At 70.7% G+C, this 22,836-nt stretch carries 23 protein-coding genes; 13 read left to right on the forward strand and 10 right to left on the reverse strand.

Annotated features, from left to right (window positions below; translation table 11 throughout):
* Window positions 1-48: 48 nt before the first annotated feature.
* Genes ACZ7P3_RS38920 through ACZ7P3_RS38930 form a run of 3 tightly spaced genes read right to left on the reverse strand, consistent with a single transcriptional unit; the run spans window position 49 to window position 2,136 of the window.
* The gene (locus tag ACZ7P3_RS38920) at window positions 49-855 is read right to left on the reverse strand and encodes an AIM24 family protein (protein ID WP_472089104.1); all 807 of its coding nucleotides are present in this window, start codon (window positions 853-855) and stop codon (window positions 49-51) included.
* Entirely contained in the window at window positions 852-1,502 is a 651-nt protein-coding gene (locus ACZ7P3_RS38925; RefSeq protein ID WP_472089106.1) for an AIM24 family protein, read from the reverse strand. The genes ACZ7P3_RS38920 and ACZ7P3_RS38925 overlap by 4 nt, the downstream gene beginning before the upstream one ends.
* Window position 1,503: 1 nt before the next feature.
* Window positions 1,504-2,136 carry an AIM24 family protein gene (locus ACZ7P3_RS38930; RefSeq protein ID WP_472089176.1) on the reverse strand — a complete coding sequence of 211 codons (633 nt, stop codon included), beginning with the start codon at window positions 2,134-2,136 and terminating at the stop codon, window positions 1,504-1,506.
* Between the two features lie 194 nt (window positions 2,137-2,330).
* On the opposite strand from ACZ7P3_RS38930, the gene ACZ7P3_RS38935 reads away from it, so the two are divergent.
* From ACZ7P3_RS38935 to ACZ7P3_RS38950, 4 genes are all read left to right on the forward strand, one after another.
* Entirely contained in the window at window positions 2,331-2,681 is a 351-nt protein-coding gene (locus ACZ7P3_RS38935) for a DUF3817 domain-containing protein (RefSeq protein WP_472089107.1), read from the forward strand.
* Window positions 2,678-2,971, forward strand: coding sequence for an MTH1187 family thiamine-binding protein (locus ACZ7P3_RS38940; protein ID WP_472089108.1), 294 nt, complete (start codon window positions 2,678-2,680; stop codon window positions 2,969-2,971). Before ACZ7P3_RS38935 ends, ACZ7P3_RS38940 begins: the two co-directional genes overlap by 4 nt.
* A gap of 177 nt (window positions 2,972-3,148) precedes the next feature.
* Entirely contained in the window at window positions 3,149-3,901 is a 753-nt protein-coding gene (locus tag ACZ7P3_RS38945) for an SRPBCC family protein (RefSeq protein ID WP_472089110.1), read from the forward strand.
* Window positions 3,902-3,929: 28 nt separating this feature from the next.
* A complete protein-coding gene (locus ACZ7P3_RS38950; RefSeq protein WP_472089112.1) occupies window positions 3,930-4,607 on the forward strand; it encodes a TetR/AcrR family transcriptional regulator in 678 nt (225 codons plus the stop codon).
* 73 nt (window positions 4,608-4,680) lie between these two features.
* On the opposite strand, the gene ACZ7P3_RS38955 is transcribed toward ACZ7P3_RS38950, so the two are convergent.
* A complete protein-coding gene (locus tag ACZ7P3_RS38955; protein ID WP_472089113.1) occupies window positions 4,681-5,661 on the reverse strand; it encodes an ArsR/SmtB family transcription factor in 981 nt (326 codons plus the stop codon).
* Between the two features lie 111 nt (window positions 5,662-5,772).
* On the opposite strand from ACZ7P3_RS38955, the gene ACZ7P3_RS38960 reads away from it, so the two are divergent.
* From ACZ7P3_RS38960 to ACZ7P3_RS38975, 4 genes are all read left to right on the forward strand, one after another.
* Window positions 5,773-7,014 (forward strand): MFS transporter, encoded by a 1,242-nt coding sequence (locus ACZ7P3_RS38960; protein ID WP_472089115.1) that lies wholly within the window; start codon window positions 5,773-5,775, stop codon window positions 7,012-7,014.
* Window positions 7,015-7,025: 11 nt separating this feature from the next.
* A complete protein-coding gene (locus tag ACZ7P3_RS38965) occupies window positions 7,026-7,535 on the forward strand; it encodes a MarR family winged helix-turn-helix transcriptional regulator (protein ID WP_472089117.1) in 510 nt (169 codons plus the stop codon).
* A 43-nt stretch (window positions 7,536-7,578) separates the two neighbouring features.
* The gene (locus ACZ7P3_RS38970; protein ID WP_472089119.1) at window positions 7,579-7,917 is read left to right on the forward strand and encodes a DUF3817 domain-containing protein; all 339 of its coding nucleotides are present in this window, start codon (window positions 7,579-7,581) and stop codon (window positions 7,915-7,917) included.
* A 151-nt stretch (window positions 7,918-8,068) separates the two neighbouring features.
* Window positions 8,069-9,769 carry an acyl-CoA mutase large subunit family protein gene (locus ACZ7P3_RS38975; protein WP_472089121.1) on the forward strand — a complete coding sequence of 567 codons (1,701 nt, stop codon included), beginning with the start codon at window positions 8,069-8,071 and terminating at the stop codon, window positions 9,767-9,769.
* A gap of 92 nt (window positions 9,770-9,861) precedes the next feature.
* On the opposite strand, the gene ACZ7P3_RS38980 is transcribed toward ACZ7P3_RS38975, so the two are convergent.
* A complete protein-coding gene (locus ACZ7P3_RS38980) occupies window positions 9,862-10,485 on the reverse strand; it encodes a TetR/AcrR family transcriptional regulator (RefSeq protein WP_472089123.1) in 624 nt (207 codons plus the stop codon).
* 210 nt (window positions 10,486-10,695) lie between these two features.
* Here ACZ7P3_RS38980 and ACZ7P3_RS38985 point away from each other — a divergent pair, with 210 nt between their 5' ends.
* The 4 genes from ACZ7P3_RS38985 to ACZ7P3_RS39000 all read left to right on the forward strand — a co-directional run bounded on the left by ACZ7P3_RS38985 (window position 10,696) and on the right by ACZ7P3_RS39000 (window position 14,990).
* The gene (locus ACZ7P3_RS38985) at window positions 10,696-11,673 is read left to right on the forward strand and encodes a tetratricopeptide repeat protein (protein WP_472089124.1); all 978 of its coding nucleotides are present in this window, start codon (window positions 10,696-10,698) and stop codon (window positions 11,671-11,673) included.
* 621 nt (window positions 11,674-12,294) lie between these two features.
* Window positions 12,295-12,942, forward strand: a complete 648-nt coding sequence (locus ACZ7P3_RS38990) for a DUF6230 family protein (protein WP_472089126.1) — start codon at window positions 12,295-12,297, stop codon at window positions 12,940-12,942.
* A gap of 118 nt (window positions 12,943-13,060) precedes the next feature.
* A complete protein-coding gene (locus ACZ7P3_RS38995) occupies window positions 13,061-13,615 on the forward strand; it encodes a DUF6114 domain-containing protein (protein ID WP_472089128.1) in 555 nt (184 codons plus the stop codon).
* Complete coding sequence (locus ACZ7P3_RS39000; protein WP_472089130.1) at window positions 13,605-14,990, forward strand: hypothetical protein; 1,386 nt, start codon at window positions 13,605-13,607, stop codon at window positions 14,988-14,990. Before ACZ7P3_RS38995 ends, ACZ7P3_RS39000 begins: the two co-directional genes overlap by 11 nt.
* 97 nt (window positions 14,991-15,087) lie before the next feature.
* Here ACZ7P3_RS39000 and pyk read toward each other — a convergent pair whose 3' ends face one another.
* The 3 genes from pyk to pta all read right to left on the reverse strand — a co-directional run bounded on the left by pyk (window position 15,088) and on the right by pta (window position 19,937).
* The gene (pyk, locus tag ACZ7P3_RS39005; protein WP_472089132.1) at window positions 15,088-16,515 is read right to left on the reverse strand and encodes a pyruvate kinase; all 1,428 of its coding nucleotides are present in this window, start codon (window positions 16,513-16,515) and stop codon (window positions 15,088-15,090) included.
* Window positions 16,516-16,644: 129 nt separating this feature from the next.
* A complete protein-coding gene (locus tag ACZ7P3_RS39010; protein ID WP_472089133.1) occupies window positions 16,645-17,850 on the reverse strand; it encodes an acetate kinase in 1,206 nt (401 codons plus the stop codon).
* The gene (gene pta / locus ACZ7P3_RS39015; protein ID WP_472089135.1) at window positions 17,847-19,937 is read right to left on the reverse strand and encodes a phosphate acetyltransferase; all 2,091 of its coding nucleotides are present in this window, start codon (window positions 19,935-19,937) and stop codon (window positions 17,847-17,849) included. Before pta ends, ACZ7P3_RS39010 begins: the two co-directional genes overlap by 4 nt.
* 197 nt (window positions 19,938-20,134) lie before the next feature.
* Here pta and ACZ7P3_RS39020 point away from each other — a divergent pair, with 197 nt between their 5' ends.
* Window positions 20,135-21,160 carry an ATP-dependent 6-phosphofructokinase gene (locus ACZ7P3_RS39020; protein WP_472089136.1) on the forward strand — a complete coding sequence of 342 codons (1,026 nt, stop codon included), beginning with the start codon at window positions 20,135-20,137 and terminating at the stop codon, window positions 21,158-21,160.
* Here ACZ7P3_RS39020 and ACZ7P3_RS39025 read toward each other — a convergent pair.
* A complete protein-coding gene (locus tag ACZ7P3_RS39025; protein ID WP_472089137.1) occupies window positions 21,157-21,873 on the reverse strand; it encodes a helix-turn-helix domain-containing protein in 717 nt (238 codons plus the stop codon). The two genes, ACZ7P3_RS39020 and ACZ7P3_RS39025, sit on opposite strands and share 4 nt — an antisense overlap.
* 128 nt (window positions 21,874-22,001) lie before the next feature.
* Complete coding sequence (locus tag ACZ7P3_RS39030) at window positions 22,002-22,829, reverse strand: carbohydrate ABC transporter permease (protein WP_472089138.1); 828 nt, start codon at window positions 22,827-22,829, stop codon at window positions 22,002-22,004.
* Window positions 22,830-22,836: the final 7 nt, after the last annotated feature.

The raw sequence follows: 22,836 nt of genomic DNA on the forward strand, positions 1-22,836 counted from the left end.
GGTGTGACAGTGCGCACGCGTTCGACGTCACACTCCGCAGACTACCGCTCACAGCCCGAAGCGACGCTGGAGGTCCCCCAGCTGTCCGGGAAGGCGCGGTGCCCCCGACGATTGCGGACCGTGTCCGCCCGGTGCCGCTGCGCCACCGCCGGGCACCCCCGGCTGAGCCGGAACGGCGCCCGCTGTTGGTTCGACCATGAGGGTCTCGCTGGACTGCAGCAGGACCGTCCCGGCGCCCACGAACTCGAACTGGTGCTCCTCGCCGGAAACCCCGCCGAGGCCTGTCATCGCACGTAGACCGCCCAGGACACCCGTCAGGTACCCGTGGTCGTAGTGATGACAGGGTGACGGGCAGTCGGCCCACCCGACCAGCGCCTGCGGGTCCACCCGGATCGGAGGTTCCAGGAACACCACCGGACCGTTAGATGCGGCCACAAACTTTCCGGTTCCGATAAGGGTCAGAAAACCCGGCACGATCGATTGCTTGAGCGCGAGACTTGGCTGAAAAGCGAGCAGATTGCCCGCGCGAATGGTCAAGTTCCCGTCGTCCAGGTCGTAGGAATTGACGTCGAAGGCCCGGTCGGCCAGCAGCATCTTGCCCGAGCCCGCCGCCACGACCCAGTCGCTCGCGTGCAGAGGCGAATGGAACGAGGTGCGGACAAGTCGGTCGAGTCGCCCGTGCCCGATGCCGTTGAACTCGATCGCCCCGTAGTAGGCGATCATCTTCCCCTTCTGCAGGAACCACTGCCCGCTCTTGAGCTCGACGCAGAACGTGTACTTGTTCACGTTGTCGTCGGCGGGGAGCGTCATCGGGTCGTGCACCACCGGGCCGCCGGGGGTTCCGTACGCGCTCACAACTTCTCCTCCGAGGCCTGGACGTACACCGTGCCGCTGCCGCTCAGCTCCAGCTGGAACGCCTCGCCCGAGCCGCGGCCCACCATGTCGCGCCAGCCGAGCGCGGTGGACAGCTTGTTGCGCACCTCGCCGTGGTGGGCGACGTACGCCTGCGGGTCCACATGGACCGGGCGCTGCGGGGTGATCGGGATCTCGAAGACGCCGCCGTGCGCCATCACGGCCACCGACCCGTGGCCCTGCAGGGTCGTGGTGAACAGTCCCTGCCCGGTGACCTGCCCCCGCACCAGGCCCATGACCCCGCCCTGCGAGCCCATGAACATCGTGCCCTGCCGGAGGGTGCCCTCGAAGGCGAGCAGCCGATCGGCCTCGACGTAGAGGGTGTCGCCGGAGAGGCTGATGACGTGCACATGGTGGCCGCCGTGCCCGAAGAAGACGGTGCCGCTGCCCTCGACGGTCATCAGCGGGGTCGCCTCGCCGGCCACCCGCCGCCCGAGCATGGACACCAGGCCGCCCTGGCCGCCCTGGACGTTGGGCGTGAAGGACACGTCCCCCCGGTGGGCGAGCATCGCCCCGCGCTGGCTGAACAGCCGCTGCCCGGGCAGCACGGTCGCCTCGACCATCTTGGAGTTGATCTCCCGGAAGCTCATCTCACAGGTCCCCCGCGATCGTGTTCCGCTCGCTCGGCTGCACATAGACCAGCCCGTCGCCCTCGAAGCGGATCTGGAAGGCCTCGCCGCCGCCCTCCCCGAAGAACGTGCGGAAGGTCACACCGGACTGGAAGGACTGCCGTACGTTCCCCTGGTGGGCGATGTACGCCCCCGGGTCGACGATCAGCGGGTACTGCGGGCTGACCCGGAGCACCACGGCCGGCCCGTCCGACATGACGGCGGCCTGCCCGTGCCCCTCGACCGTCGTGGTGAACAGTCCGTTGCCCTGCGAGGCGCCGCGCAGCCCCGTGAACGTCGTGCCCGTTCTCAGTCCCGCGTCGGTCGCGAGGAGGTTGCTCGACTCGACGTAGAGCTTGTCCCCCTGGAGCTGTACGAGATTGATCTCCGAGGCGCGGTCCGCGAACCAGCAGGTCCCCTGTCCTCTCACCTCCATCACCGTCATCTGCTCGCCGGTGAGCCGCCGGGTCACCATCCCGCGCAGGCCCTCGCCGCCGCCCGTCAGCTTCTTGAAGGCCATCTGTCCGTCGTACGCGACCATCGAGCCGTTCTTCGCCTTCACGGCGTCCCCGGTCATGTCGACGGCGAGGACCTTGCTCCCCTGGAGCCGGAACATCGCCACGCAAGCGAAAGTAGCGGTGACGCGGGTGGGCGGAACAGGGCCCGTGGGTGGAGAGCGACCCTGAGCGCACCCCTACGGGCGTCGTTTGCCACAATGGGCAAACGTTTGTGCTTCCGTTCACAAAGCGGATCACGCAGTGGATCACGAAGCGACCGCGCCCTCAGCGGCTCTCCCACCGAAGGTGACCTGTGGACCTCAAGACAGCCTCCGCCATCCGCCGACTCCGCCTGGTCTCCGTGCCGGAGGGCATCTCCTGGATCGTGCTCGCGGCCTGCACGATCATCAAGTACACGGTGGCCTCGGGATTCAACGCCGCTCCGGTGATGGGCCCGATCCACGGCGTGCTGTTCATCCTCTACGTGATCTTCTGGCTGGACGCCTGGAACCGCACGAAGTGGAGCAAGGGGACGGGCGCCCTCTACTTCGCCTACTCGATCATCCCCGGCGGCGGCTTCATCGCCGAACGGCGTCTGCGCCGCGAGGCCGAGGCCGCCGTCATCGCCGCCCGGGCGCGCAAGGAAGGTGTCGTGAACGCATGATCGTCGCCTTCTCCGTGACGCCCCTGGGGGTCGGCGAGGACGTGGGGGAGTATGTCGCCGACGCCGTCCGCGTGGTCCGCGACTCCGGCCTGCCGCACCGCACCGACGCCATGTTCACCTCCGTCGAGGGGGAGTGGGACGAGGTCATGGACGTCGTCAAGCGGGCGGTCGCCGCCGTCGAGGAGCGCGCCCCGCGCGTGTCCCTCGTCCTCAAGGCCGACATCCGGCCCGGCGTGACCGACGGGCTCACCTCGAAGGTGGAGACCGTCGAGCGGCACCTGGCGGGCTAGGACCGCTCCGGCGGACCGGGCCGGACAGGCCCCGGCACCGACGCCCGACCCCAACCCCGGCCCGCGTGGCCGGGGTTGTCTCGTACGTGCGTTTGAGCGGTCGCTCAAAAGGAGTGTATTTTCCCCTCACACGGTTTGAGCGGTCGCTCAAACGCTGCTTGGACGTGGGGGAACACCATGGGTCTCTACATAGAGACGCGTATCCGCGCCGACCTGGACGACCTCTGGGCCCGCACCCAGGACCCCGCCCACCGTCGGCGCTGGGACCTGCGGTGCAGGGAGATGGAGTACCTCCCGCGCGCGGAGAGCGGGCCGCAGCGCTTCCGGTACGCCGCGCGCGTCCTGCCGTTCCTCGGCGTTCTGGGCACCGGAGTCGCCGCGAGCGAGAAGGAACGCCCCGACGGCACCCGCACCTCCGCCCTGCGCTTCGCCTGCCCGCACCCGCTCTCGCCGCTCGCCGAGGGCAGCGGCTACTGGCGCTACGTGCCCGAGGCGCACGGCATCCGCTTCCTGGCCGGCTACGACTACCGCCCCCGCTGGGGCGCCTTCGGTGCGGTCGCCGACCGGCTGGTGTTCCGGCCGCTGACGGGCTGGGCGACCGCCTGGTCCTTCGACCGGCTGCGGCTGTGGCTGGAGCGGGGCATCACCCCCGAGCGGGCCCTGGCCAACTGGCTGACCGAGCTGGTGGTCCGCGCGCTGGTGCTCACCGCGTGCTGTGCCGGTCTGGGTCTGGAGCCCGTCGTCCGCGTCTTCGGCGAGTTCGCGGCCGCCGTGGCCTATCTGTGCCCGCTGCTGCTGATGGTCGCGATGTCGCTCGCCCTCCTCAAGGCGCCGCTCGCCTGCACCCCGGCCGCCCGCCGCTGTCTGCGCGCCCCGGTCACCCAGGTGTGCCCGCCGCGTGTCCTGCGCACCCTGGAGAAGCACGGATGACCGCGACGACGCCGGAGGAGGCGCGCGTATGAGCGCGGAGCGGGGGAAGGCCCAGGAGGCGCGGGGGACGGCCCAGGAGACCAAGACCAAGCTCCTGGAGGGCGCCCTGCGCACGCTCACCGAGCAGGGCATCGCCAAGACGTCGGCCCGTACGGTCGCCTCGGCGGCCGGGGTCAACCAGGCGCTCGTCTTCTACCACTTCGGATCGGTGGACGAACTGCTCGCGGCCGCCTGCGGCTACGGTGCCGAGCAGGCCGTGGCCAGGTACCGCACCCGGCTCGCCGCCGTCGGCTCCCTGTCCGAACTCCTCGCCGTCGGCCGCGAGATCCACGAGCAGGAACGGGCCGGCGGCCATGTGGCCCTGCTCGGCCAGCTGCTGGCCGGCGCGCAGACCCATGCCGCCCTGGGCCCGGCCGCCGCCGCCGGGCTCGACCTGTGGATCGCCGAGATCGAGCGGGTGCTGCGGCGGGTGCTCGCGGCGACACCCCTGGGGGAGAGCGCCGACCCGGCGGGCCTGGCACGCGCCGTCGCCGCCTCCTTCGTCGGTATCGAGCTGTACGAGGGCGTCGACGAGGCCGGCGCCCGCGCGGCCCTGGACGCCCTCGAACAGCTCGGCGCGCTGGTCGCGGCCCTGGAGGAACTGGGGCCGGTCGCCCAGCGCGCGGTCCGCCACCGGCTGCGCCGCACCGGCGGGGGTGCGCCGTAGGGGTGCGGGTCTTCGCCCGGGCGCCGGTCCGTCGCGGCCGGTCGCGCGGTTCCCCGCGGCCCCTTCGGGGCGCTCAGCCCCCCGACGCCATGGCCATTCCCAGCGGCGTCCGCTCGTACAGGACCTGGTGGCCGTAGCGCCGTGCGGTCAGCAGGCCCGCGTCCCGCAGGACCGTCAGGTGCGCCGACACCGACGAGGGGGCGAGCCGCAGGCGGTGGGCGAGGGCGGTGGTGGCCGCGGGCTCGTCCAGCGCGGCCAGTACGGCGGCGCGGTTGGGGCCGAGCAGCCGAACGAGGGTCTGCGGGGTCCGGTCCGCGGGCTCGGCCCAGAGCCCGGCGATGCCCCGGGCGGGGTAGACGACCGTGGGCTGCCACGGGGGCTCGAAGCCCGTGATCACATCGGGCCAGGAGAACACGCTCGGCATCAGCACCAGCCCCTGGCCGCCGAGGTCGCGCGCGTACTCGCCGTGCAGCGGCAGCGTCAGCGTCCGGCCGTTCCAGGACAGCCGCGCATCGAGCTCCGGCAGCAGCGTGCCGAGTCCCACCTCGGCCAGCCGGCGGGAGTGGAAGGCCACGTCCGCCTCCAGCAGCGTCCGCAGCCGGGGCCACTCCGGCTCGATCAGCACCCGCCAGGCCTCCTGCAGCGCGTCCGCCAGCTCCCGCACCATCCGCGCCGGATCCGCGAGCCATGCCCGGCCCTGCGCGGACTCGAGGGCGCCCGGGGTGCAGGCGAGCGAGCGGGCGGTGTCGGCCCGCGCCGCGTCCGGATCGGCCCCGCGCACGGCCGCGATCTCCTCCTCGAAGGTGGCCGCGGGACCGATCGGCGGCGGGCCGAGCCAGTCGGGGGAGTGGCCCCGCCGGGGCATCAGCAGCCACAGCGGTGCCGGATCCAGCCGGGCCGCGGCCGCACGCATCCGCCGCAGCCAGGGCACGTGATACCCGTGCCGGTCGGGCCGCTTCAGCGTGCGCACCGCCTCATGCGTCTCCCACAGCGGTGACACGGCGAACCGGCAGCGCAGAAAGTCGTCCTCTCCGAAGCGGAGACGCGAGGCCACGGCACCCCCTCGGCCGGACAGGGGCTCACCGAGCCCGGAACGTCGGCCGCAACATTCGGCCCGGGCCGAAACTCTACGACGCCGGTCCCGGGTGCGGGCACGCTGCGCGGCATGTCCGCATCGTCCGAGGCCGCGGGGACCACCCGCGCCGGATACGGCCGCGTCCTGGCCGTACCCGAGTTCCGGGCCGTCTTCGCCGCCCACATCCTGTCCATGCTCGGCGTGATCGTCAGTGAGATCGCGCTGTCCGTCCTCGTCTACGACCTGACCCGATCGCCCCTGATGAGCGCCCTCACGTTCGCGCTCGGCTTCCTGCCCTACGCCCTCGGCGGCACCCTGCTCGCCCCGGTCGCGGACCGCTTCCCGGCCCGGCGGGTCCTGGTCGGCTGCGACCTGGTGTGCGCCGGGTGCGTGGCGCTGATGGCGGCTCCGGGCGCGGCCATGGCCGCCCTGCTCGCGCTGCGCTGCTGTCTCGCCGCCGTCGCCCCGGTCTTCTCCGGCACCCGGACGGCGACCCTCGCGGACGTCCTGGGCGACGGCGAGCCGTTCGTGCTGGGCCGCTCCCTGCTGCGGATCGTCGCGCAGAGCGCCCTGCTCGTCGGGTACGGCCTCGGCGGCCTGCTCCTCACCGCCGTCAGCCCCCGTCACGCGCTGCTGATCACCGTCGCCACCTTCCTCGGCTCGGCCGCCCTGCTGCGCTTCGGCACCCGCCGCCGCCCCGCGCGCGCCCGGCGGCCGGGGGAGCCCCAGCCCGGCGCCCGCCGCCTCTTCGCCGACCGGCGCATCCGCGTACTGCTCCTCCTCTTCTGGGTGCCCGCGATGTTCTCCGTCGTCCCCGAGGCACTGGCCGCGCCCTACGCCGGCACGCTCGGCGTCGGAAGCACCGGCCTGGGGCTGCTGATGTGCGCGCTGCCCGTCGGCACGGTGGCCGGCGAGCTGTACGCCGGGGCTCGGCTCGGCCCCGCGACACGGGAGCGGATCGCGCTGCCGCTGCTCTGCCTGACCCTGGTGCCCTACCTCGGCTACGCGCTCCACCCCGGCCTGGGGTCCTCCCTGATGCTTCTGCTGCTGTCCGGGGCGGGATCGGCGTACACGCTGGGTCTGGACCAGTGGTTCGTGCGGGCGGTGCCCGAGGAACTGCGCGGGCGGGCCATGACCGTGCTCAGCGCGGGGCTGATGACGATCCAGGGCGTCGGCATGACGCTGGCGGGGGTCGCGGCCCAGGTCATGGGGGTGCGGGCGGCCGTCACGGGGGCCGGGGCGCTCGGCGTGCTGTGCTGCGGCGGGCTCGCGCTGGCCTGCCGGGTGACCGAAAGCCGAGACGGGGCTGACCGCGATATGACCGGCCGGTAGGGTCTGATGACGTGCCCAAGCCTCTCAGCCTTCCCTTCGACCCCATCGCCCGTGCCGACGAGCTCTGGAAACAGCGCTGGGGAAGCGTGCCCTCGATGGCCGCGATCACCTCGATCATGCGGGCGCAGCAGATCCTGCTGTCCGAGGTCGACGCGGTCGTCAAGCCGTACGGCCTGACCTTCGCGCGCTACGAGGCGCTGGTGCTGCTCACCTTCTCCAAGGCCGGCGAGCTGCCGATGTCCAAGATCGGCGAGCGGCTGATGGTGCACCCCACCTCCGTGACGAACACGGTGGACCGGCTGGTGAAGTCCGGGCTGGTGGCCAAGCGCCCCAACCCCAACGACGGCCGCGGCACCCTCGCCGTCATCACCGACAAGGGCCGCGAGGTGGTCGACTCGGCCACCCGCGACCTGATGGCGATGGACTTCGGGCTCGGCGTGTACGACGCCGAGGAGTGCGCGGAGATCTTCGCGATGCTCCGTCCGCTGCGGATCGCGGCGCACGACTTCGACGAGGACTGACCCGGGGCAAGATCTCCCGGAACGGACGGTTACGCTCGACCGCATGAAGAAGAGCGTGCTGACCCGCTACCGCGTTTTGGCCTATGTCACCGGTGTCCTGCTGGTCCTGCTGTGCCTGAGCATGATCGCGAAGTACGGGCTGGACGTCGACGGTGCCGCCGACGTCACCCGGGTCGTCGCCATCGCGCACGGCTGGCTGTATGTCGTCTACCTGGTCTTCGCCTTCGACCTGGGCTCCAAGGCGAAGTGGCCGGTCGGCAAGCAGCTGTGGGTGCTGCTGGCGGGGACGATCCCGACCGCCGCCTTCTTCGTCGAGCGGAAGATCAGCCGCGAGCTCGCGGGCCGGGTCGCCGACCCGGCCCCGGCCGTCGCCAAGGCGTAGTTCCACCGCGCTTCCACCGCGCTTCCACCGCGCTTCCACCGCGCTTCCACCGCGCTTCCACCGCGCTTCCACCGCGCTTCCACCGCCGTACGGCACCCGTACGGCGGTTGCCCATCGACATTTACTAGGACGTCCAAGTAAATTCAAGGGTATGGACGCTCACGCCATCGAGGAGGGCCGCCGCCGCTGGCAGGCCCGATACGACGCCGCGCGCAAGCGCGACGCAGACTTCACCACGCTCTCCGGCGATCCCGTGGAGCCGGTGTACGGGCCCCGGCCCGGGGACACGTACGAGGGATTCGAGCGGATCGGCTGGCCGGGCGAGTACCCCTACACGCGCGGGCTCCATCCGACCGGCTACCGCGGGCGCACCTGGACGATCCGGCAGTTCGCCGGGTTCGGGAACGCCGAGCAGACCAACGAGCGGTACAAGATGATCCTCGCCGCCGGCGGCGGGGGCCTGTCCGTGGCGTTCGACATGCCGACGCTCATGGGCCGCGACTCCGACGACCCGCGCTCGCTCGGCGAGGTCGGGCACTGCGGGGTGGCCATCGACTCCGCCGCCGACATGGAGGTCCTGTTCAAGGACATCCCGCTCGGGGACGTCACGACCTCCATGACCATCAGCGGGCCCGCCGTGCCCGTCTTCTGCATGTACCTGGTCGCCGCCGAGCGGCAGGGCGTGGACCCGGCGGTCCTCAACGGCACCCTGCAGACCGACATCTTCAAGGAGTACATCGCCCAGAAGGAGTGGCTCTTCCAGCCCGAGCCGCACCTGCGCCTCATCGGCGACCTCATGGAGCACTGTGCGGCCGGCATCCCCGCCTACAAGCCGCTGTCCGTCTCCGGCTACCACATCCGCGAGGCCGGGGCGACGGCCGCGCAGGAGCTGGCGTACACACTCGCGGACGGGTTCGGGTACGTCGAGCTGGGGCTGTCGCGCGGTCTGGACGTGGAGGTGTTCGCGCCCGGGCTGTCCTTCTTCTTCGACGCGCACGTCGACTTCTTCGAGGAGATCGCCAAGTTCCGGGCGGCCCGGCGCATCTGGGCCCGCTGGATGCGGGACGTGTACGGCGCGCAGAGCGAGAAGGCGCAGTGGCTGCGCTTCCACACGCAGACCGCGGGCGTCTCCCTGACCGCGCAGCAGCCGTACAACAACGTGGTGCGTACGGCCGTGGAGGCGCTCGCCGCCGTCCTCGGCGGCACCAACTCCCTGCACACCAACGCCCTGGACGAGACCCTCGCGCTGCCGAGCGAGCAGGCGGCGGAGATCGCGCTGCGCACGCAGCAGGTGCTCATGGAGGAGACCGGGGTCGGCAACGTGGCCGATCCGCTGGGCGGTTCCTGGTACGTCGAGCAGCTGACGGACCGGATCGAGGCGGACGCGGAGAAGATCTTCGAGCAGATCAAGGAGCGCGGGCTTCGGGCGTACCCCGACGGGCGGCACCCGATCGGGCCGGTCACCTCCGGGATCCTGCGCGGGATCGAGGACGGCTGGTTCACCGGGGAGATCGCGGAGTCCGCCTTCCGCTACCAGCGGTCGCTGGAGAAGGGCGAGAAGCGGGTCGTGGGCGTCAACGTCCACACCGGGTCCGTGACCGGGGACCTGGAGATCCTGCGGGTCAGCCACGAGGTCGAGCGGGAACAGGTGCGGGTGCTCGCCGAGCGCAAGGCCGGACGGGACGAGGGCGCCGTGCGTGCGGCGCTGGACGACATGCTCGCCGCGGCGCGCGACGGATCCAACATGATCGGCCCGATGCTCGACGCCGTCCGGGCGGAGGCCACCCTGGGCGAGATCTGCGGCGTGCTGCGGGACGAGTGGGGGGTGTACACGGAGCCGGCCGGCTTCTGAGCCCGGTGGACGCAGGGGGGCCGTGACCGACGAGTGGGTACCGGCCCCCCCGCCGGGGAGACGGACCCGGGTCCGCGTCCGGGTGGTGCGGCTCAGTCCTCCGCGGCGCCCCTGAGGCCCAGCAGCAGCACCCGCGTGAAGTCGTGCACCCACTGCTCGTCCGCGGGCTTGCCGCTCACCAGGGTGCGGTGGACGACCGCTCCCGCCACCATGTCGAAGATCAGGTCCACCGTGCGGGCGGCCTCCCCCCGGTCCGGTTCCGGCGGGAGTTCGCCGCGGTGCTGCGCCCGCGCGCGGCCCTCCAGGACCAGGCACATCTGCCGCTCCACGATCGACGCACGGATGCGCTCGCGCAGCGCGTCGTCGCGGGTCGACTCCGCCACCACCGCCATCAGACCGCTCTTGGCCTCCGGGCGCGCCAGGATCGCCGCGAACTGCAGCACCACGCCCTCGATGTCGGCGCCCAGACTGCCGCGGTCGGGCAGTTCCAGCTCGTCGAAGAGCTCGGCGACCGCGTCCACCACCAGCTCGTGCTTGCCGGCCCAGCGGCGGTAGAGCGTCGTCTTTGCAACCCCGGCCCGCGTCGCCACGTCTCCCAGGGTGAGCCTGGACCAGCCCAGTTCCACCAGCGCCTGGCGCGTGGCCGCCAGGATCGCGGCGTCCGCGGCTGCGCTGCGCGGGCGTCCGGTACGGCTGGCGGGGGTGCGGCTCTGCATCCCACGACCATAACCGGCCGTTCCCGTGGCGTCGTGAGAGAGATCACCGGGGTGTGGTGTCGCGGGAGCCCCGCATGGCATTACGCTACGGGTCGTAGCGAAATCTCGTGAGAGACGTACACGAGCGACTGCCACCGGCGTGGGGTGGGGACCCCGGCGCCATCCACACCGCTTTTTCCTTCATGCACGGGATCGGGGGAGGATAGACGCATGCAGCCACGGAACATGTCCATGAGCGGCGTCGTCGACCTCGCCGCGGTCAAGGCGGCCCAGGAGGCCAAGACCAAGGCCGAGCAGGTGCGCGCCGAAGCCGCCCGACAGGGCGGCGCGGGGGCCGTATCCCCGGCCGATCTCGTCATCGACGTCGATGAGGCGGGATTCGAGCGCGACGTCCTGCAGCGCTCCGCCGAAGTGCCCGTCGTCATCGACTTCTGGGCCGAGTGGTGTCAGCCCTGCAAGCAGCTGAGCCCGGTCCTGGAGCGACTGGCCGTCGAGTACGACGGCCGCTTCCTGCTCGCCAAGATCGACGTCGACGCCAACCAGATGTTGATGCAGCAGTTCGGGGTGCAGGGGATCCCGGCCGTCTTCGCGGTCGTCGCGGGGCAGGCGCTGCCGCTCTTCCAGGGGGCCGCCGGCGAACAGCAGATCCGCCAGACCCTGGACCAGCTGGTGCAGGTCGCCGAGGAGCGCTTCGGCCTGACCGGCCTGACCGTCGACCCGGACGCGCAGCCGGGCGGTGGCGGCGCGCAGCAGCCGGCGCCGGCCGCCGGACCGTACGACGCCCTGCTGGAGGCCGCCGTCCAGGCGCTGGACGCGGGAGACCTGGGCGGCGCCGTCCAGGCCTACCAGAACGTACTGAGCGACGACCCGGGCAACACGGAGGCCAAGCTCGGCCTCGCGCAGGCGGAGTTGCTCCAGCGGGTGCAGGGCATGGACCCGCAGCAGGTGCGCAAGGAGGCGGCCGAGAAGCCGGCCGACACCGCCGCGCAGATCGCCGCCGCCGACCTCGACCTGGTGGGCGGTCATGTCGAGGACGCCTTCGGGCGGCTCATCGAGACCGTGCGGCGCACGGCGGGTGACGACCGGGACGCGGTGCGGCGCCGGCTGCTGGAGCTGTTCGAGGTCGTGGGCCCCGAGGACCCGCGGGTGATCGGGGCGCGCCGGGCGCTGGCGCGGGCGTTGTTCTGACCAGTTACTAAACGCCACGGCTTGTGATGCCGGGGTGAAAGATTTGCCGACGAGACGTCATGGCGGCCGCGCTTTACCAAATCTTGGTAATCGCGGCTGCTGTTACTCGGAGTAAATCAGAGCCGTTGATCTGTCTGGTTTCGTCCAGGGATCAACGGCTTTGCTCTGCCCTTTGTTGCCACCGAGGGTGGCCCCCCGAGACCTCTGGGTCGTTGTTCGGTTATCCGGCCGTTACTAGCCAGTAACGAACCCCCTTGTGCCCAGGGCGAGAATGCACCACGATCGGCGACGCTCGGTCCATTCCCGTACCCCGACAGCCGGTCGGGTCACAGGAGACTCTGGGTCCCCACCGAGCAGAGCCGGCGGCAGTGGCGCCGTCTCTTGGGCAGGGGGGTCTTCGTCGTACGACGAAGCCTGTCCGGAAGGTTGTGCGTGATGCGTGTCAGGCGCGACCAGTGGTTGTCGCTCGGGGGTGATCGCCGGTGATTCGGGCGCGGTTCGCGCCTCCGAGTACGGGCGCTCTCCTTCCCGAGGACGTAGCACTTCTCCCATCCCTGCCCGGCTGAGCCGCCGACTGGGGCGAGTCCGGGCCAGGAGATGTACGTCCGAGAAGGAGGAAATATGGAGTCCCAGGTGCGTGGCGGGACCAGATGGAAGCGGTTCGCTGTGGTCATGGTGCCCAGCGTCGCCGCGACGGCCGCGATAGGTGTCGCCCTGGCCCAGGGCGCTCTCGCTGCTTCGTTCAGTGTTTCGGGCCAGCAGTTCAAGGTCACCGCCGACGAGCTGCACGGCTTTGGTTTCGCTCAGTACGGCGCGATCGACAACGGCTACACGCTCGACGGGAAGAAGACGGCTCACCCCGTCGCCGTCTCGTCGTTCAATGACGCCACGATCACCAACATGTGCCAGTCCGTGGTCACCCCGGACGTGCCGTTCTTCGGCTCGATCACCCTCCGCCTGGAGGCCGGTGGTGCGGGTCACGACGCGGTCCAGGCCCACAACATCTACATCGATGTTGACGACCTGCAGGCCGACGCGACCTTCAAGAACATCGACATCGGTGTGGCCGCCAAGGACGCCAGCAAGGGTCCGGGCATGAAGGGCAACGGCGAGCAGGCCAACCCGTACGGCTTCGCGCAGCAGGCCGACGAGGCCACGCTGACCGGGGTGCGGCAGACGGCGTGGGCGACCACCGCCGGCACCTTCAAGCTCAGCGGTCTGCACATGTCGCTGCACAAGGGCGACGGCAAGGGAATCGAGTGCTACTAGGCACTCGGTGATGGGCGGGGGAGCCGACGGCGCCCCCGCCCGTTCCACCTTCTGGCCGCGCCTTCACACGCGGCACACATCACCACCACAGCAACGCCGTACCAGGGAGCTGTTTTCCATGAGCGCCGAGACTTCTGCCGACCCCGGCCAGTTCACCCGCCGGAGGCTGCAGTTCCGCGCCTGGCGGGGCACCCGTCCGTTCTGGGCCGGTCTGTACGTCCTGCTCAGCGGTCTTCCGATCATGTACTTCCCGTACTTCCATCTCCAGCTCGGTCACCTGACGCTGGCCATGGCGACCACTGCCGGGGCGGGATCCCTGATCATCGGCGTGCTGCTCATCGTCCTGGGCGTCAGCCTCTGGTTCCAGAAGCACGTGCGGACCTTCGCGGGTGTGGCCGCGATCCTGCTGGCGCTGGTGTCCCTCCCCGTGTCCAACTTCGGCGGCTTCATCATGGGCTTCCTGCTCGCCCTCGTCGGCGGAGCGATGGCCGTGGCCTGGGTGCCGGGCGGGCCGCCCCAGCCGGAGCCGCCGGCCCATGCCGGACCGGGCGAGGGCGCTGCCCCCGAGGCCGCGCCGCTGCCCGAGCAGCGCGCGGACGGGGTGAACGCGACGAACGACCTGTCAGGAACGAGCCCGGCCAACGGGGCGAACGGGAGGCACAGTGCCGGCTGACGAGGTGGCCCACGGGACCGATGTGGACGGGTCCCGTGCGAGAATCGGGCCCCGCCACGCGGCACCCAGGAAGCCGCTGTTCACCAGGTTTCACATGCCGGCCGGCAAAGCGATCGCGTCCGTGGCGATGCCCACGGCGGTCCTGATGGGGATGGGGTTCACATCGAGCCTCGCCCTTGCCGACAACGGCGGCTCGTCGACGGCCAACAGCCAGAAGGCCGCGGAGTACAAGGACTGCGTCAAGGCGCTGGACGGCTCCAAGAACGACAAGAACGACAAGGATGACAAGGACGACTCGGCCTCGCCGTCGCCGTCCGCGAGCGAATCCACGGGCACGGCCACGCCGAGCCCCACGGCCTCCGCCGACGGGAAGGACGGCAAGGACGCCAAGGACACCACCGGCTCGGGCAAGACCTCTTCGTCGGATTCAGGTTCCGGTGACGAGGCCACGCCGAAGCCGACGCCGTCCTCGGGCTCCGGTTCGGGATCGGGCTCCGGCAGCGGCGACACCGCCGCACCGGCCCCCTCCGCGAGCCAGAGCAGCGGTGGCGGCCTGCTGGACACCATCGGCGACACCCTCGGTGGCATCGGCGACGTCCTCACCGGCGGAAAGAAGGACTCCGGCACGTCCGCGAGCCCGACGCCGTCGGCTTCCTCGTCGTCCCCGTCGTCGGGTACGTCGACCTCCGGCAAGTCCGGCTCCCCGGACACGACCGGGGTCTCCGACACCGTCAAGAAGGCCACGGACACCGTCAAGGACACGGCCGGCAAGGTCACGGACACCGTGAAGGACACCACCGACACGGTGTCCAAGACGGCCCAGGACGCCACCAAGGCGGTCAAGGACGCGGCCGGGTCGGCCACGCCCAGCCCGTCGGCGAGCTCCACGACGTCCGCGGACGACTGCCCGGCGGCCACCGACGACGAGAGCGGCGTCGACAACAAGGTGCCGGTGGCGGACGACCCCTGGTACCTGAACGCCAGCTCGCTGCTGCTGAAGGGCGCCGACTACCAGGGCGTCGTCGAGGTGAAGACGGCCGACGGCACCAAGAAGAAGGTGCTGAAGTACGTCATCTCGGACGGCACGGACATCGGTGACCTGCACCAGACCGTGAACGACAAGCTGTCGGGCAAGACCTACCACGTGCAGGCGGCCGCCGGCTCGACGTCCACGATCCGCAACGGTGACACCGTGATGTACACCGAGAGCATCTCGGGCAACCTGTTCGGCCTGATCCCGGTGACGTTCAGCCCGGACAGCCCGCCCCCGCTCAACATCCCGCTGATCTACTTCACCCATGTGAAGGTGGTCCAGGCAGCCCAGTTCGGCGGCACCCTGCACGTGCCCGGCATGCACGTGTACACCACCGACTGAGCGGCCGCACAAGCCCGTTCGGGAGCCGCACAGACTGAGGGCGCCCCCTGCTTCCAGGGGGCGCCCTCAGCGCCGTACAGAGCCCTTGCGGGGGTGGTCAGCCGGTCTGGCCGCCCAGGTGGTGCACCCGGACCATGTTGGTGGTGCCGGGGACGCCGGGGGGTGAGCCGGCCGTGATGATCACCGTGTCACCGGGGCTGAAGCGGCCCAGATTGGCCAGCTCCTGGTCGACCATGTCCACCATCTCGTCGGTGCTGTTGACGAACGGCACCACGTGCGGCTCCACGCCCCAGCTGAGGGTCAGCTGGTTGCGGGTGCCCTCGTCGGTGGTGAAGGCGAGGATCGGCTGGGACGCGCGGTAGCGGGACAGGCGCCGGGCGGTGTCGCCGGACTGGGTGAAGGCGATCAGGCCCCTGCCGCCGAGGAAGTCGGCGATCTCGCAGGCCGCACGCGCGACCGAACCACCCTGCGTCCGCGGCTTCTTGCCGGGGACGAGCGGCTGCAGGCCCTTGGAGAGCAGCTCCTGCTCGGCCGCGGTGACGATCTTCGACATCGTCTTGACGGTCTCGACCGGGTACGCGCCCACGCTCGACTCCGCCGACAGCATGACCGCGTCCGCGCCGTCCAGGATCGCGTTGGCCACGTCGGAGGCCTCGGCGCGGGTCGGCCGCGAGTTGGTGATCATCGACTCCATCATCTGGGTCGCCACGATCACCGGCTTGGCGTTGCGACGGCACAGCTCGATCAGCCGCTTCTGCACCATGGGGACCTTCTCGAGCGGGTACTCGACCGCGAGGTCACCGCGGGCCACCATGACGGCGTCGAACGCCGCGACGACGTCCTCCATGTTCTCGACCGCCTGCGGCTTCTCGACCTTGGCGATCACCGGGACCCGGCGGCCCTCCTCGTCCATCACGCGGTGGACGTCCTGCACGTCCTTGGCGTCCCGGACGAAGGACAGCGCGACCATGTCGCAGCCCATGCGGAGGGCGAAGCGGAGGTCCTCCACGTCCTTCTCGGACAGCGCCGGGACGTTGACCGCGGTGCCGGGCAGGTTGATGCCCTTGTGGTCGGAGACGACACCGCCCTCGATGACGATCGTCTTCACCCGCGGGCCGTCGACGTCCAGGACCTTCAGCTCGACGTTGCCGTCGTTGATCAGGACCTGGTCACCGCGCGAGACGTCGCCCGGCAGCCCCTTGTACGTCGTACCGCAGATCTGCTTGTCACCCGGAACGTCCTCGGTCGTGATGACGAACTCGTCACCGCGCTCCAGCTCGACCGGACCCTCGGCGAAGGTCTCCAGGCGGATCTTCGGGCCCTGCAGGTCGGCGAGGACACCGATGGCCCGGCCGGTCTCCTTCGACGCGGCCCGGACGCGGTCGTACCGCGCCTGGTGCTCGGCGTGGGTGCCGTGGCTGAAGTTGAACCGGGCCACATTCATGCCGGCCTCGATCATCGAGACGAGCATCTCGTGGGAGTCGACCGCGGGGCCGAGAGTACAGACGATTTTCGAACGGCGCATGGAGCGATCCTATCGGTTTGTTTCGCTGCGGAATATTCCGTCTGGCGGAAGATACAAATGGGCGGGCATGCGCTCAGGCGTGTTACTGCGGTGTATTGTTCGGCTCCCACGCGGCGGAGCCGCATATTGTCACTGCTTGACCAGTGCGTAGGTCTGTGCGGCGATCTCCAGTTCCTCGTCGGTCGGCACCACCGCGACCGCCACTCGCGCGGATTTCGGCGAGATCAGCCGCGGCTCACCACTGCGTACGGCGTTCAGCTCGCTGTCGACCGCAAGCCCGAGCCCCTCCAGGCCCGCGATCGCAGCCTCCCGCACCGGCGCCGCGTTCTCGCCGACCCCGGCCGTGAACGCGACCGCGTCCACCCGGCCGAGCACCGCGCAATAGGCGCCGATGTACTTCTTGAGCCGGTGAATGTAAATGTCGAAGGCGAGCCGGGCCTCTTCGTCGCCCTCGTCGATCCGGCGGCGGATCTCCCGCATGTCATTGTCCCCGCACAGGCCGAACAGACCGCTCCTCTTGTTGAGAAGAGTGTCGATCTCGTCCATGGACATTCCGCCAACACGTGCCAAATGGAAGATGACCGCCGGATCCAGGTCGCCGGAGCGCGTCCCCATCACGAGCCCCTCCAGCGGCGTCAGCCCCATGGAGGTGTCCACGCACCGGCCCTTCTCGACGGCCGACGCCGAGGCGCCGTTGCCGAGGTGCAGCACGATCACGTTCACCTCGGAGGGGTCCTTGCCCAGCAGCCGCGCGGTCTCGCGGGAGACGTACGCGTGCGAGGTGCCGTGGAAGCCGTAGCGGCGGATGCGGTGCCGGTCCGCGATCTTCGGATCGATCGCGTAGCGCGCCGCGGACTCCGGCATGGTCGTGTGGAACGCCGTGTCGAAGACGGCGACCTGGGGCAGGTCGGGGCGCAGCGCCTGCGCGGTGCGGATGCCGGTGAGATTGGCCGGGTTGTGCAGCGGTGCGACGGGGATCAGCCGCTCGATCTCGGCGAGCACCTCGTCGTCGATGACCGTGGGCTCGGTGAAGAACATGCCGCCGTGCACCACCCGGTGGCCGATCGCGGCCAGTTCCGGCGAGTCCAGGCCCAGGCCGTCCCGGGCCAGCTCCTCGGCGAGGGCCTTCAGCGCCGCGTCGTGGTCGGCGATCGGGCCGGTGTGCTCCCGGACGGCGCCCGTGGCGACACAGGTGTGCTTGAGCCGCGAGGTCTGCTCGCCGATGCGCTCGACCAGCCCCACCGCCAGCCGGCCGCTGTCCCGCATGTCCAGCAGCTGGTACTTCACCGACGAGGAGCCGGAGTTCAGGACGAGGACACGGGTGGGGGAGGTCACTGCTCGGACGCCTTCTCGTGGAGGTTCTGGGCCTGGATCGCCGTGATGGCGACGGTGGTCACGATGTCCTGGACGAGTGCGCCCCGGGACAGGTCGTTGACCGGCTTGCGCAGGCCCTGCAGGACCGGGCCGACGGCGATCGCGCCGGCCGAGCGCTGCACGGCCTTGTAGGTGTTGTTGCCGGTGTTGAGGTCGGGGAAGATCAGCACGCTGGCCTGTCCGGCGACCTCGGAGCCGGGGAGCTTGGTCGCGGCGACGGAGGGCTCCACGGCCGCGTCGTACTGGATCGGCCCCTCGATCTTCAGATCGGGCCGCCGTGAGCGGGCCAGCTCGGTCGCCTCGCGCACCTTGTCGACATCGGCGCCGGAGCCCGAGGTGCCGGTGGAGTACGACAGCATCGCGATCCGCGGCTCCACGCCGAACTGCGCGGCGGTGCCCGCCGACTGGACGGCGATGTCCGCCAGCTGCTGGGCGTTCGGGTCCGGGTTGACCGCGCAGTCGCCGTACACCAGCACCTTGTCGGCCAGGCACATGAAGAAGACGGAGGAGACGATCGAGGAGTCCGGCTTTGTCCTGATGATCTCGAAGGCGGGCCGGACGGTGGCCGCCGTGGAGTGCACCGAGCCCGACACCATGCCGTCGGCCAGGCCCTCCTGGACCATCAGGGTGCCGAAGTAGTTCACGTCGGAGACGACGTCGTAGGCCAGCTCCACCGTCACGCCCTTGTGGGCGCGCAGCCGGGCGTACTGCTCGGCGAAGGAGTCGCGCAGCTCGGAGGTGGCCGGGTCGATCAGCCGGCTGTCGCCGAGGTCGATGCCCAGGTCGGCGGCCTTCTTGCGGATCTGGTCGACCGGGCCCAGCAGGGTCAGGTCGCACACCCCGCGCCGCAGCAGCACCTCGGCCGCGTGCAGCACCCGCTCCTCGGTGCCCTCCGGGAGAACGACCCTCCGCTTGTCCGAGCGGGCCTGTTCGAGCAGCTTGTGCTCGAACATCATCGGGGTGACCCGGTCGCTGCTCGGCGCCGAGACCCGGCGGGCCAGGTCGGCGGTGTCGGTGTACCGCTCGAACAGGCCGAGCGCGGTCTCCGCCTTGCGCGGGGTGGCCGCCGTCATCTTCCCCTCCATGGCGAAGAGCTGCTCGGCGGTCGGGAAGCTGGTGCCGGAGACCGAGATCACCGGGGTGCCGGGGGCGAGGCGGGCGGCCAGCGTGAGGATCTCCTCGCGCGGTATCTCGTTCAGGGTCAGCAGCACGCCGGCTATCGGCGGGGTGCCGGCGCTGTGCGCGGCCAGCGAGCCGACGACCAGGTCGGCGCGGTCGCCCGGGGTCACGACCAGGCAGCCCGGGGTCAGGGCGCCCAGGAAGTTCGGCAGCATCGCCCCGCCGAAGACGAAGCCCAGCGCGTCCCGCGCGAGCCCGGAGTCGTCGCCGAGCAGCACCTTGGCGTCGAGGGCCTGGGCGATCTGGGCCACGGTCGGCGCCGACAGCGCGGGTTCGTCGGGCACCACGTACGTGGGCACCGGCAGCCGGTTGGCGAGCCGCTCGGCGATCTCGTCGCGGTCCTCGCGGGCCACCCGGTTGGCGAACATGGCCAGCACGTCGCAGCCCAGCCCGTCGTAGGCCCGGTAGGCGTTGCGCGTCTCGGCCAGCACGGACTCCGCCGGCTGCCTGCGGCCTCCCACCACCGGGATCACGGAGGCGCCGAACTCGTTGGCGAGACGGGCGTTCAGGGACAGCTCGTCCGGCAGCTGGGTGTCGGCGAAGTCGGTGCCGAGGACGAGGACGACGTCGTAGTCCCGGGCCACCAGGTGGAAGCGGTCGACCAGCGTGGAGACCAGCTCGTCCGTGCCCTGTTCGGCCTGGAGCGCGGACGCCTCGTGGTAGTCCATGCCGTACACGGTCGCCGGATCCTGGGAGAGGCGGTACCGCGCCCGCAGCAGCTCGAACAGGCGATCGGGGCTGTGGTGCACGAGTGGGCGGAACACGCCCACCCGGTCGACCTGCCGGGTCAGGAGTTCCATGACTCCCAGCTCGACGACCTGGCGGCCGTCGCCGCGGTCGATCCCGGTCACGTACACGCTGCGCGTCACGTGTGCACTCCGTTCCCTGTGGCTCGTCGGTGATGTCTCGTCTACGGCATAAAAATCGCCCACCAAGGTGAGCAGGACCCTCTTGACAATACCCCCGATGCCGGATAAGGCGCCCGTCAAGATTTCACCGCTCCGGCGGACGTGAAACAATCGGCACTGGCTCACCGGCACCGACAGCGAGCAGGAGACACAGCACGATGCGCATCGGAGTTCTCACCGCAGGCGGCGACTGCCCCGGCCTGAACGCCGTGATCCGGTCGGTCGTGCACCGGGCGGTGGCGCAGTACGGCGACGAGGTCATCGGCTTCGAGGACGGCTACCGGGGTCTGCTCGACCGCCACTACCGCTCCCTCGACCTGGACGGGGTCAGCGGCATCCTGGCCCGCGGCGGCACCATCCTCGGCTCCTCCCGCCTGGAGCGCGACCGGCTGCGCGAGGCCTGCGAGGGCGCCGCCGACATGGTCGAGGAGTTCGGCATCGACGCGCTGATCCCGATCGGCGGCGAGGGCACCCTGACCGCGGCCCGCATGCTCTCCGACGCCGGCCTGCCGGTCGTCGGCGTCCCCAAGACCATCGACAACGACATCTCCTCCACCGACCGCACCTTCGGCTTCGACACCGCGGTCGGCGTCGCCACCGAGGCCATGGACCGCCTGAAGACCACGGCCGAGTCCCACCAGCGGGTGATGGTCGTCGAGGTCATGGGCCGGCACGCCGGCTGGATCGCCCTGGAGTCCGGCATGTCCGCCGGCGCCCACGGCATCTGCCTGCCCGAGCGTCCCTTCGACCCCGCCGACCTGGTCAAGATGGTCGAGGAGCGCTTCTCCCGCGGCAAGAAGTTCGCCGTCATCTGCGTCGCCGAGGGCGCCCACCCCGCCGAGGGCACCATGGACTACGGCAAGGGCGAGATCGACCAGTACGGCCACGAGCGCTTCCAGGGCATCGGCACCGCGCTCGCCTACGAGCTGGAGCGGCGCCTCGGCAAGGAGGCCAAGCCGGTCATCCTCGGCCACGTCCAGCGCGGCGGCGTCCCGACCGCCTACGACCGCGTCCTCGCCACCCGCTTCGGCTGGCACGCCGTCGAGGCCGCACACCGCGGCGACTTCGGCAAGATGACCGCCCTGCGCGGCACCGACGTCCGCATGGTCCCGCTCGCCGAGGCGGTCACCGAGCTGAAGACGGTGCCGAAGGACCGCATGGACGAGGCGGAGTCGGTCTTCTAGCCCTTCCCGGTCTCGACCGCGGTCCAGAAGTTCTCGACGATCCGGTCCAGGAAGTCCCGGCCGGAGGCACTGGCGTTGCTGTTGCCGCCGCCCCAGCTGAGGGTGGCGGCCATGTGCCCCTGGTAGTCCTCGTGCAGCTCCTGCAGCACCGCCTCCAGGACAGCCCGGTCCACGGGCGCGACCTTCGCCACCGGGCGCACATAGGCCTGCCAGCGGGTGGTCACCGCGCTGTGCAGCAGCTCGGCCAGCTTCGTCTCGCGGCCCGTCACGGTCACGAAGTCGGGCAGGGACAGCTGGAGCACCTCCGCGAGCGCGGCCGACTGGCGTTCGTTGCCGCGCCACGCCCCGCTCTCCTCCATCCGCACATACCCGGCCAGGTCCAGGCCGACGGCACGGGCCACGTCCTCCGGTGCGATCCCCCGCGCGACCCGGTGCTCGCGCAGGGTCCGGGGCCTGCCGATCAGCTCACCCGGAGAGCACCACAGCACCCCGGCGAGGGCGGTGAGTTCGGCATTGCCCGGGGAGGCGATCCCGCGCTCCCAGGCGATCACCAGGTCGGGCGTGACGTATGACAGCCCGTACGAGGCCCTCATGCCGTAGGCGACATGTTCGGGACCCATGCCGAGGGCGGCGCGGAGCCTGCGGGCGGCCGGGGCGTTGAACGGGGGAGCCGAGGGGTTCGGCTGGGCTGGGGGTTGGCGCACCCCGCACAAGGTAGAGGTGCGCCGGGGCGGTGACTACGGGCCGTTTCGCCAGGATCACTAATTGTAGGAACGTACAGTTCCGGCCGTTCGGTACGTTCCGGCCGTTCGGTAGGTAACGGACGGATCACCACTGCCCGTCATCCCTTGACCGCGCCGCCCAGCGCGAAGCCGCCCCCCAGCCGCCGCGCCACCAGTACGTACAACAGGATCACCGGCGTCGAGTAGATCACGGAGAACGCGGCGAGCTGTCCGTACGCCACCATGCCCCGGTTGCCGAAGAACTCGTTGATGCTGACCGAGGCCGGCATCCGGTCCGGTGTGAGCAGCAGCATGAAGGGGACGAAGAAGTTCCCCCACATCATCACGAACGAGAAGACGGTGACGACGGCGAGGCCCGGCCCCATCAGCGGCAGCACGATCCGCACCAGGGACTGCAGCGACGACGCCCCGTCCGTCCAGGCCGCCTCCTCCAGCTCCTTCGGCACTCCGTCCATGAAGTTCTTCATCAGCCAGATGGCGAAGGGGAGCTGGGACGCGGCGAAGAAGAAGACCGTCCCCTGCAGGGTGTCGATCAGGTTCACCCGGACGAACAACGCGTACACGGGCACCATGATCGCGGTGATCGGCAGGCTCGTCGCGAACAGGATCGTCAGCAGGAACGGCCGGTTGAGCCGGGACCGGAACCGGGACAGGGGATAGGCGGCGAGGGCCGCGCAGACGACGGTCAGCGCGGTGGCTCCGCCGCACAGGATCAGGCTGTTGAGCAGCGGGGTGTAGACGATGTCCGGGGTGAGGACCGCGTCGAAGTTGCCGAGGGTGAGCCCGTCGGGCATCTTGACCTTCAGGTCGGCGTGCGGGTCCAGGGAGGACAGCACCACCCAGGCCAGGGGCAGCGCGAAAGCGAGCGCGACGGCGATCAGCCCGGCGTCGGCGGCGAGGCGGCGCGAGCGCTGTTGTCGGGGCATGGCCGGT

It is taken from the genome of Streptomyces sp. NPDC107581, from assembly GCF_055657175.1.

Excerpts from the sequence above, each read along its gene's own strand:
- ACZ7P3_RS38925 (WP_472089106.1), bottom strand. The coding sequence starts at position 1,502 with ATGAGCTTCCGGGAGATCAACTCCAAGATGGTCGAGGCGACCGTGCTG.
- ACZ7P3_RS38930 (WP_472089176.1), bottom strand. The coding sequence starts at position 2,136 with ATGTTCCGGCTCCAGGGGAGCAAGGTCCTCGCCGTCGACATGACCGGG.
- ACZ7P3_RS38940 (WP_472089108.1), top strand. The coding sequence starts at position 2,678 with ATGATCGTCGCCTTCTCCGTGACGCCCCTGGGGGTCGGCGAGGACGTG.
- ACZ7P3_RS38945 (WP_472089110.1), top strand. The coding sequence starts at position 3,149 with ATGGGTCTCTACATAGAGACGCGTATCCGCGCCGACCTGGACGACCTC.
- ACZ7P3_RS38950 (WP_472089112.1), top strand. The coding sequence starts at position 3,930 with ATGAGCGCGGAGCGGGGGAAGGCCCAGGAGGCGCGGGGGACGGCCCAG.
- ACZ7P3_RS38960 (WP_472089115.1), top strand. The coding sequence starts at position 5,773 with ATGTCCGCATCGTCCGAGGCCGCGGGGACCACCCGCGCCGGATACGGC.
- ACZ7P3_RS38970 (WP_472089119.1), top strand. The coding sequence starts at position 7,579 with ATGAAGAAGAGCGTGCTGACCCGCTACCGCGTTTTGGCCTATGTCACC.
- ACZ7P3_RS38975 (WP_472089121.1), top strand. The coding sequence starts at position 8,069 with ATGGACGCTCACGCCATCGAGGAGGGCCGCCGCCGCTGGCAGGCCCGA.
- ACZ7P3_RS38980 (WP_472089123.1), bottom strand. The coding sequence starts at position 10,485 with ATGCAGAGCCGCACCCCCGCCAGCCGTACCGGACGCCCGCGCAGCGCA.
- ACZ7P3_RS38985 (WP_472089124.1), top strand. The coding sequence starts at position 10,696 with ATGCAGCCACGGAACATGTCCATGAGCGGCGTCGTCGACCTCGCCGCG.
- ACZ7P3_RS38990 (WP_472089126.1), top strand. The coding sequence starts at position 12,295 with ATGGAGTCCCAGGTGCGTGGCGGGACCAGATGGAAGCGGTTCGCTGTG.
- ACZ7P3_RS38995 (WP_472089128.1), top strand. The coding sequence starts at position 13,061 with ATGAGCGCCGAGACTTCTGCCGACCCCGGCCAGTTCACCCGCCGGAGG.
- pyk (WP_472089132.1), bottom strand. The coding sequence starts at position 16,515 with ATGCGCCGTTCGAAAATCGTCTGTACTCTCGGCCCCGCGGTCGACTCC.
- ACZ7P3_RS39020 (WP_472089136.1), top strand. The coding sequence starts at position 20,135 with ATGCGCATCGGAGTTCTCACCGCAGGCGGCGACTGCCCCGGCCTGAAC.
- ACZ7P3_RS39030 (WP_472089138.1), bottom strand. The coding sequence starts at position 22,829 with ATGCCCCGACAACAGCGCTCGCGCCGCCTCGCCGCCGACGCCGGGCTG.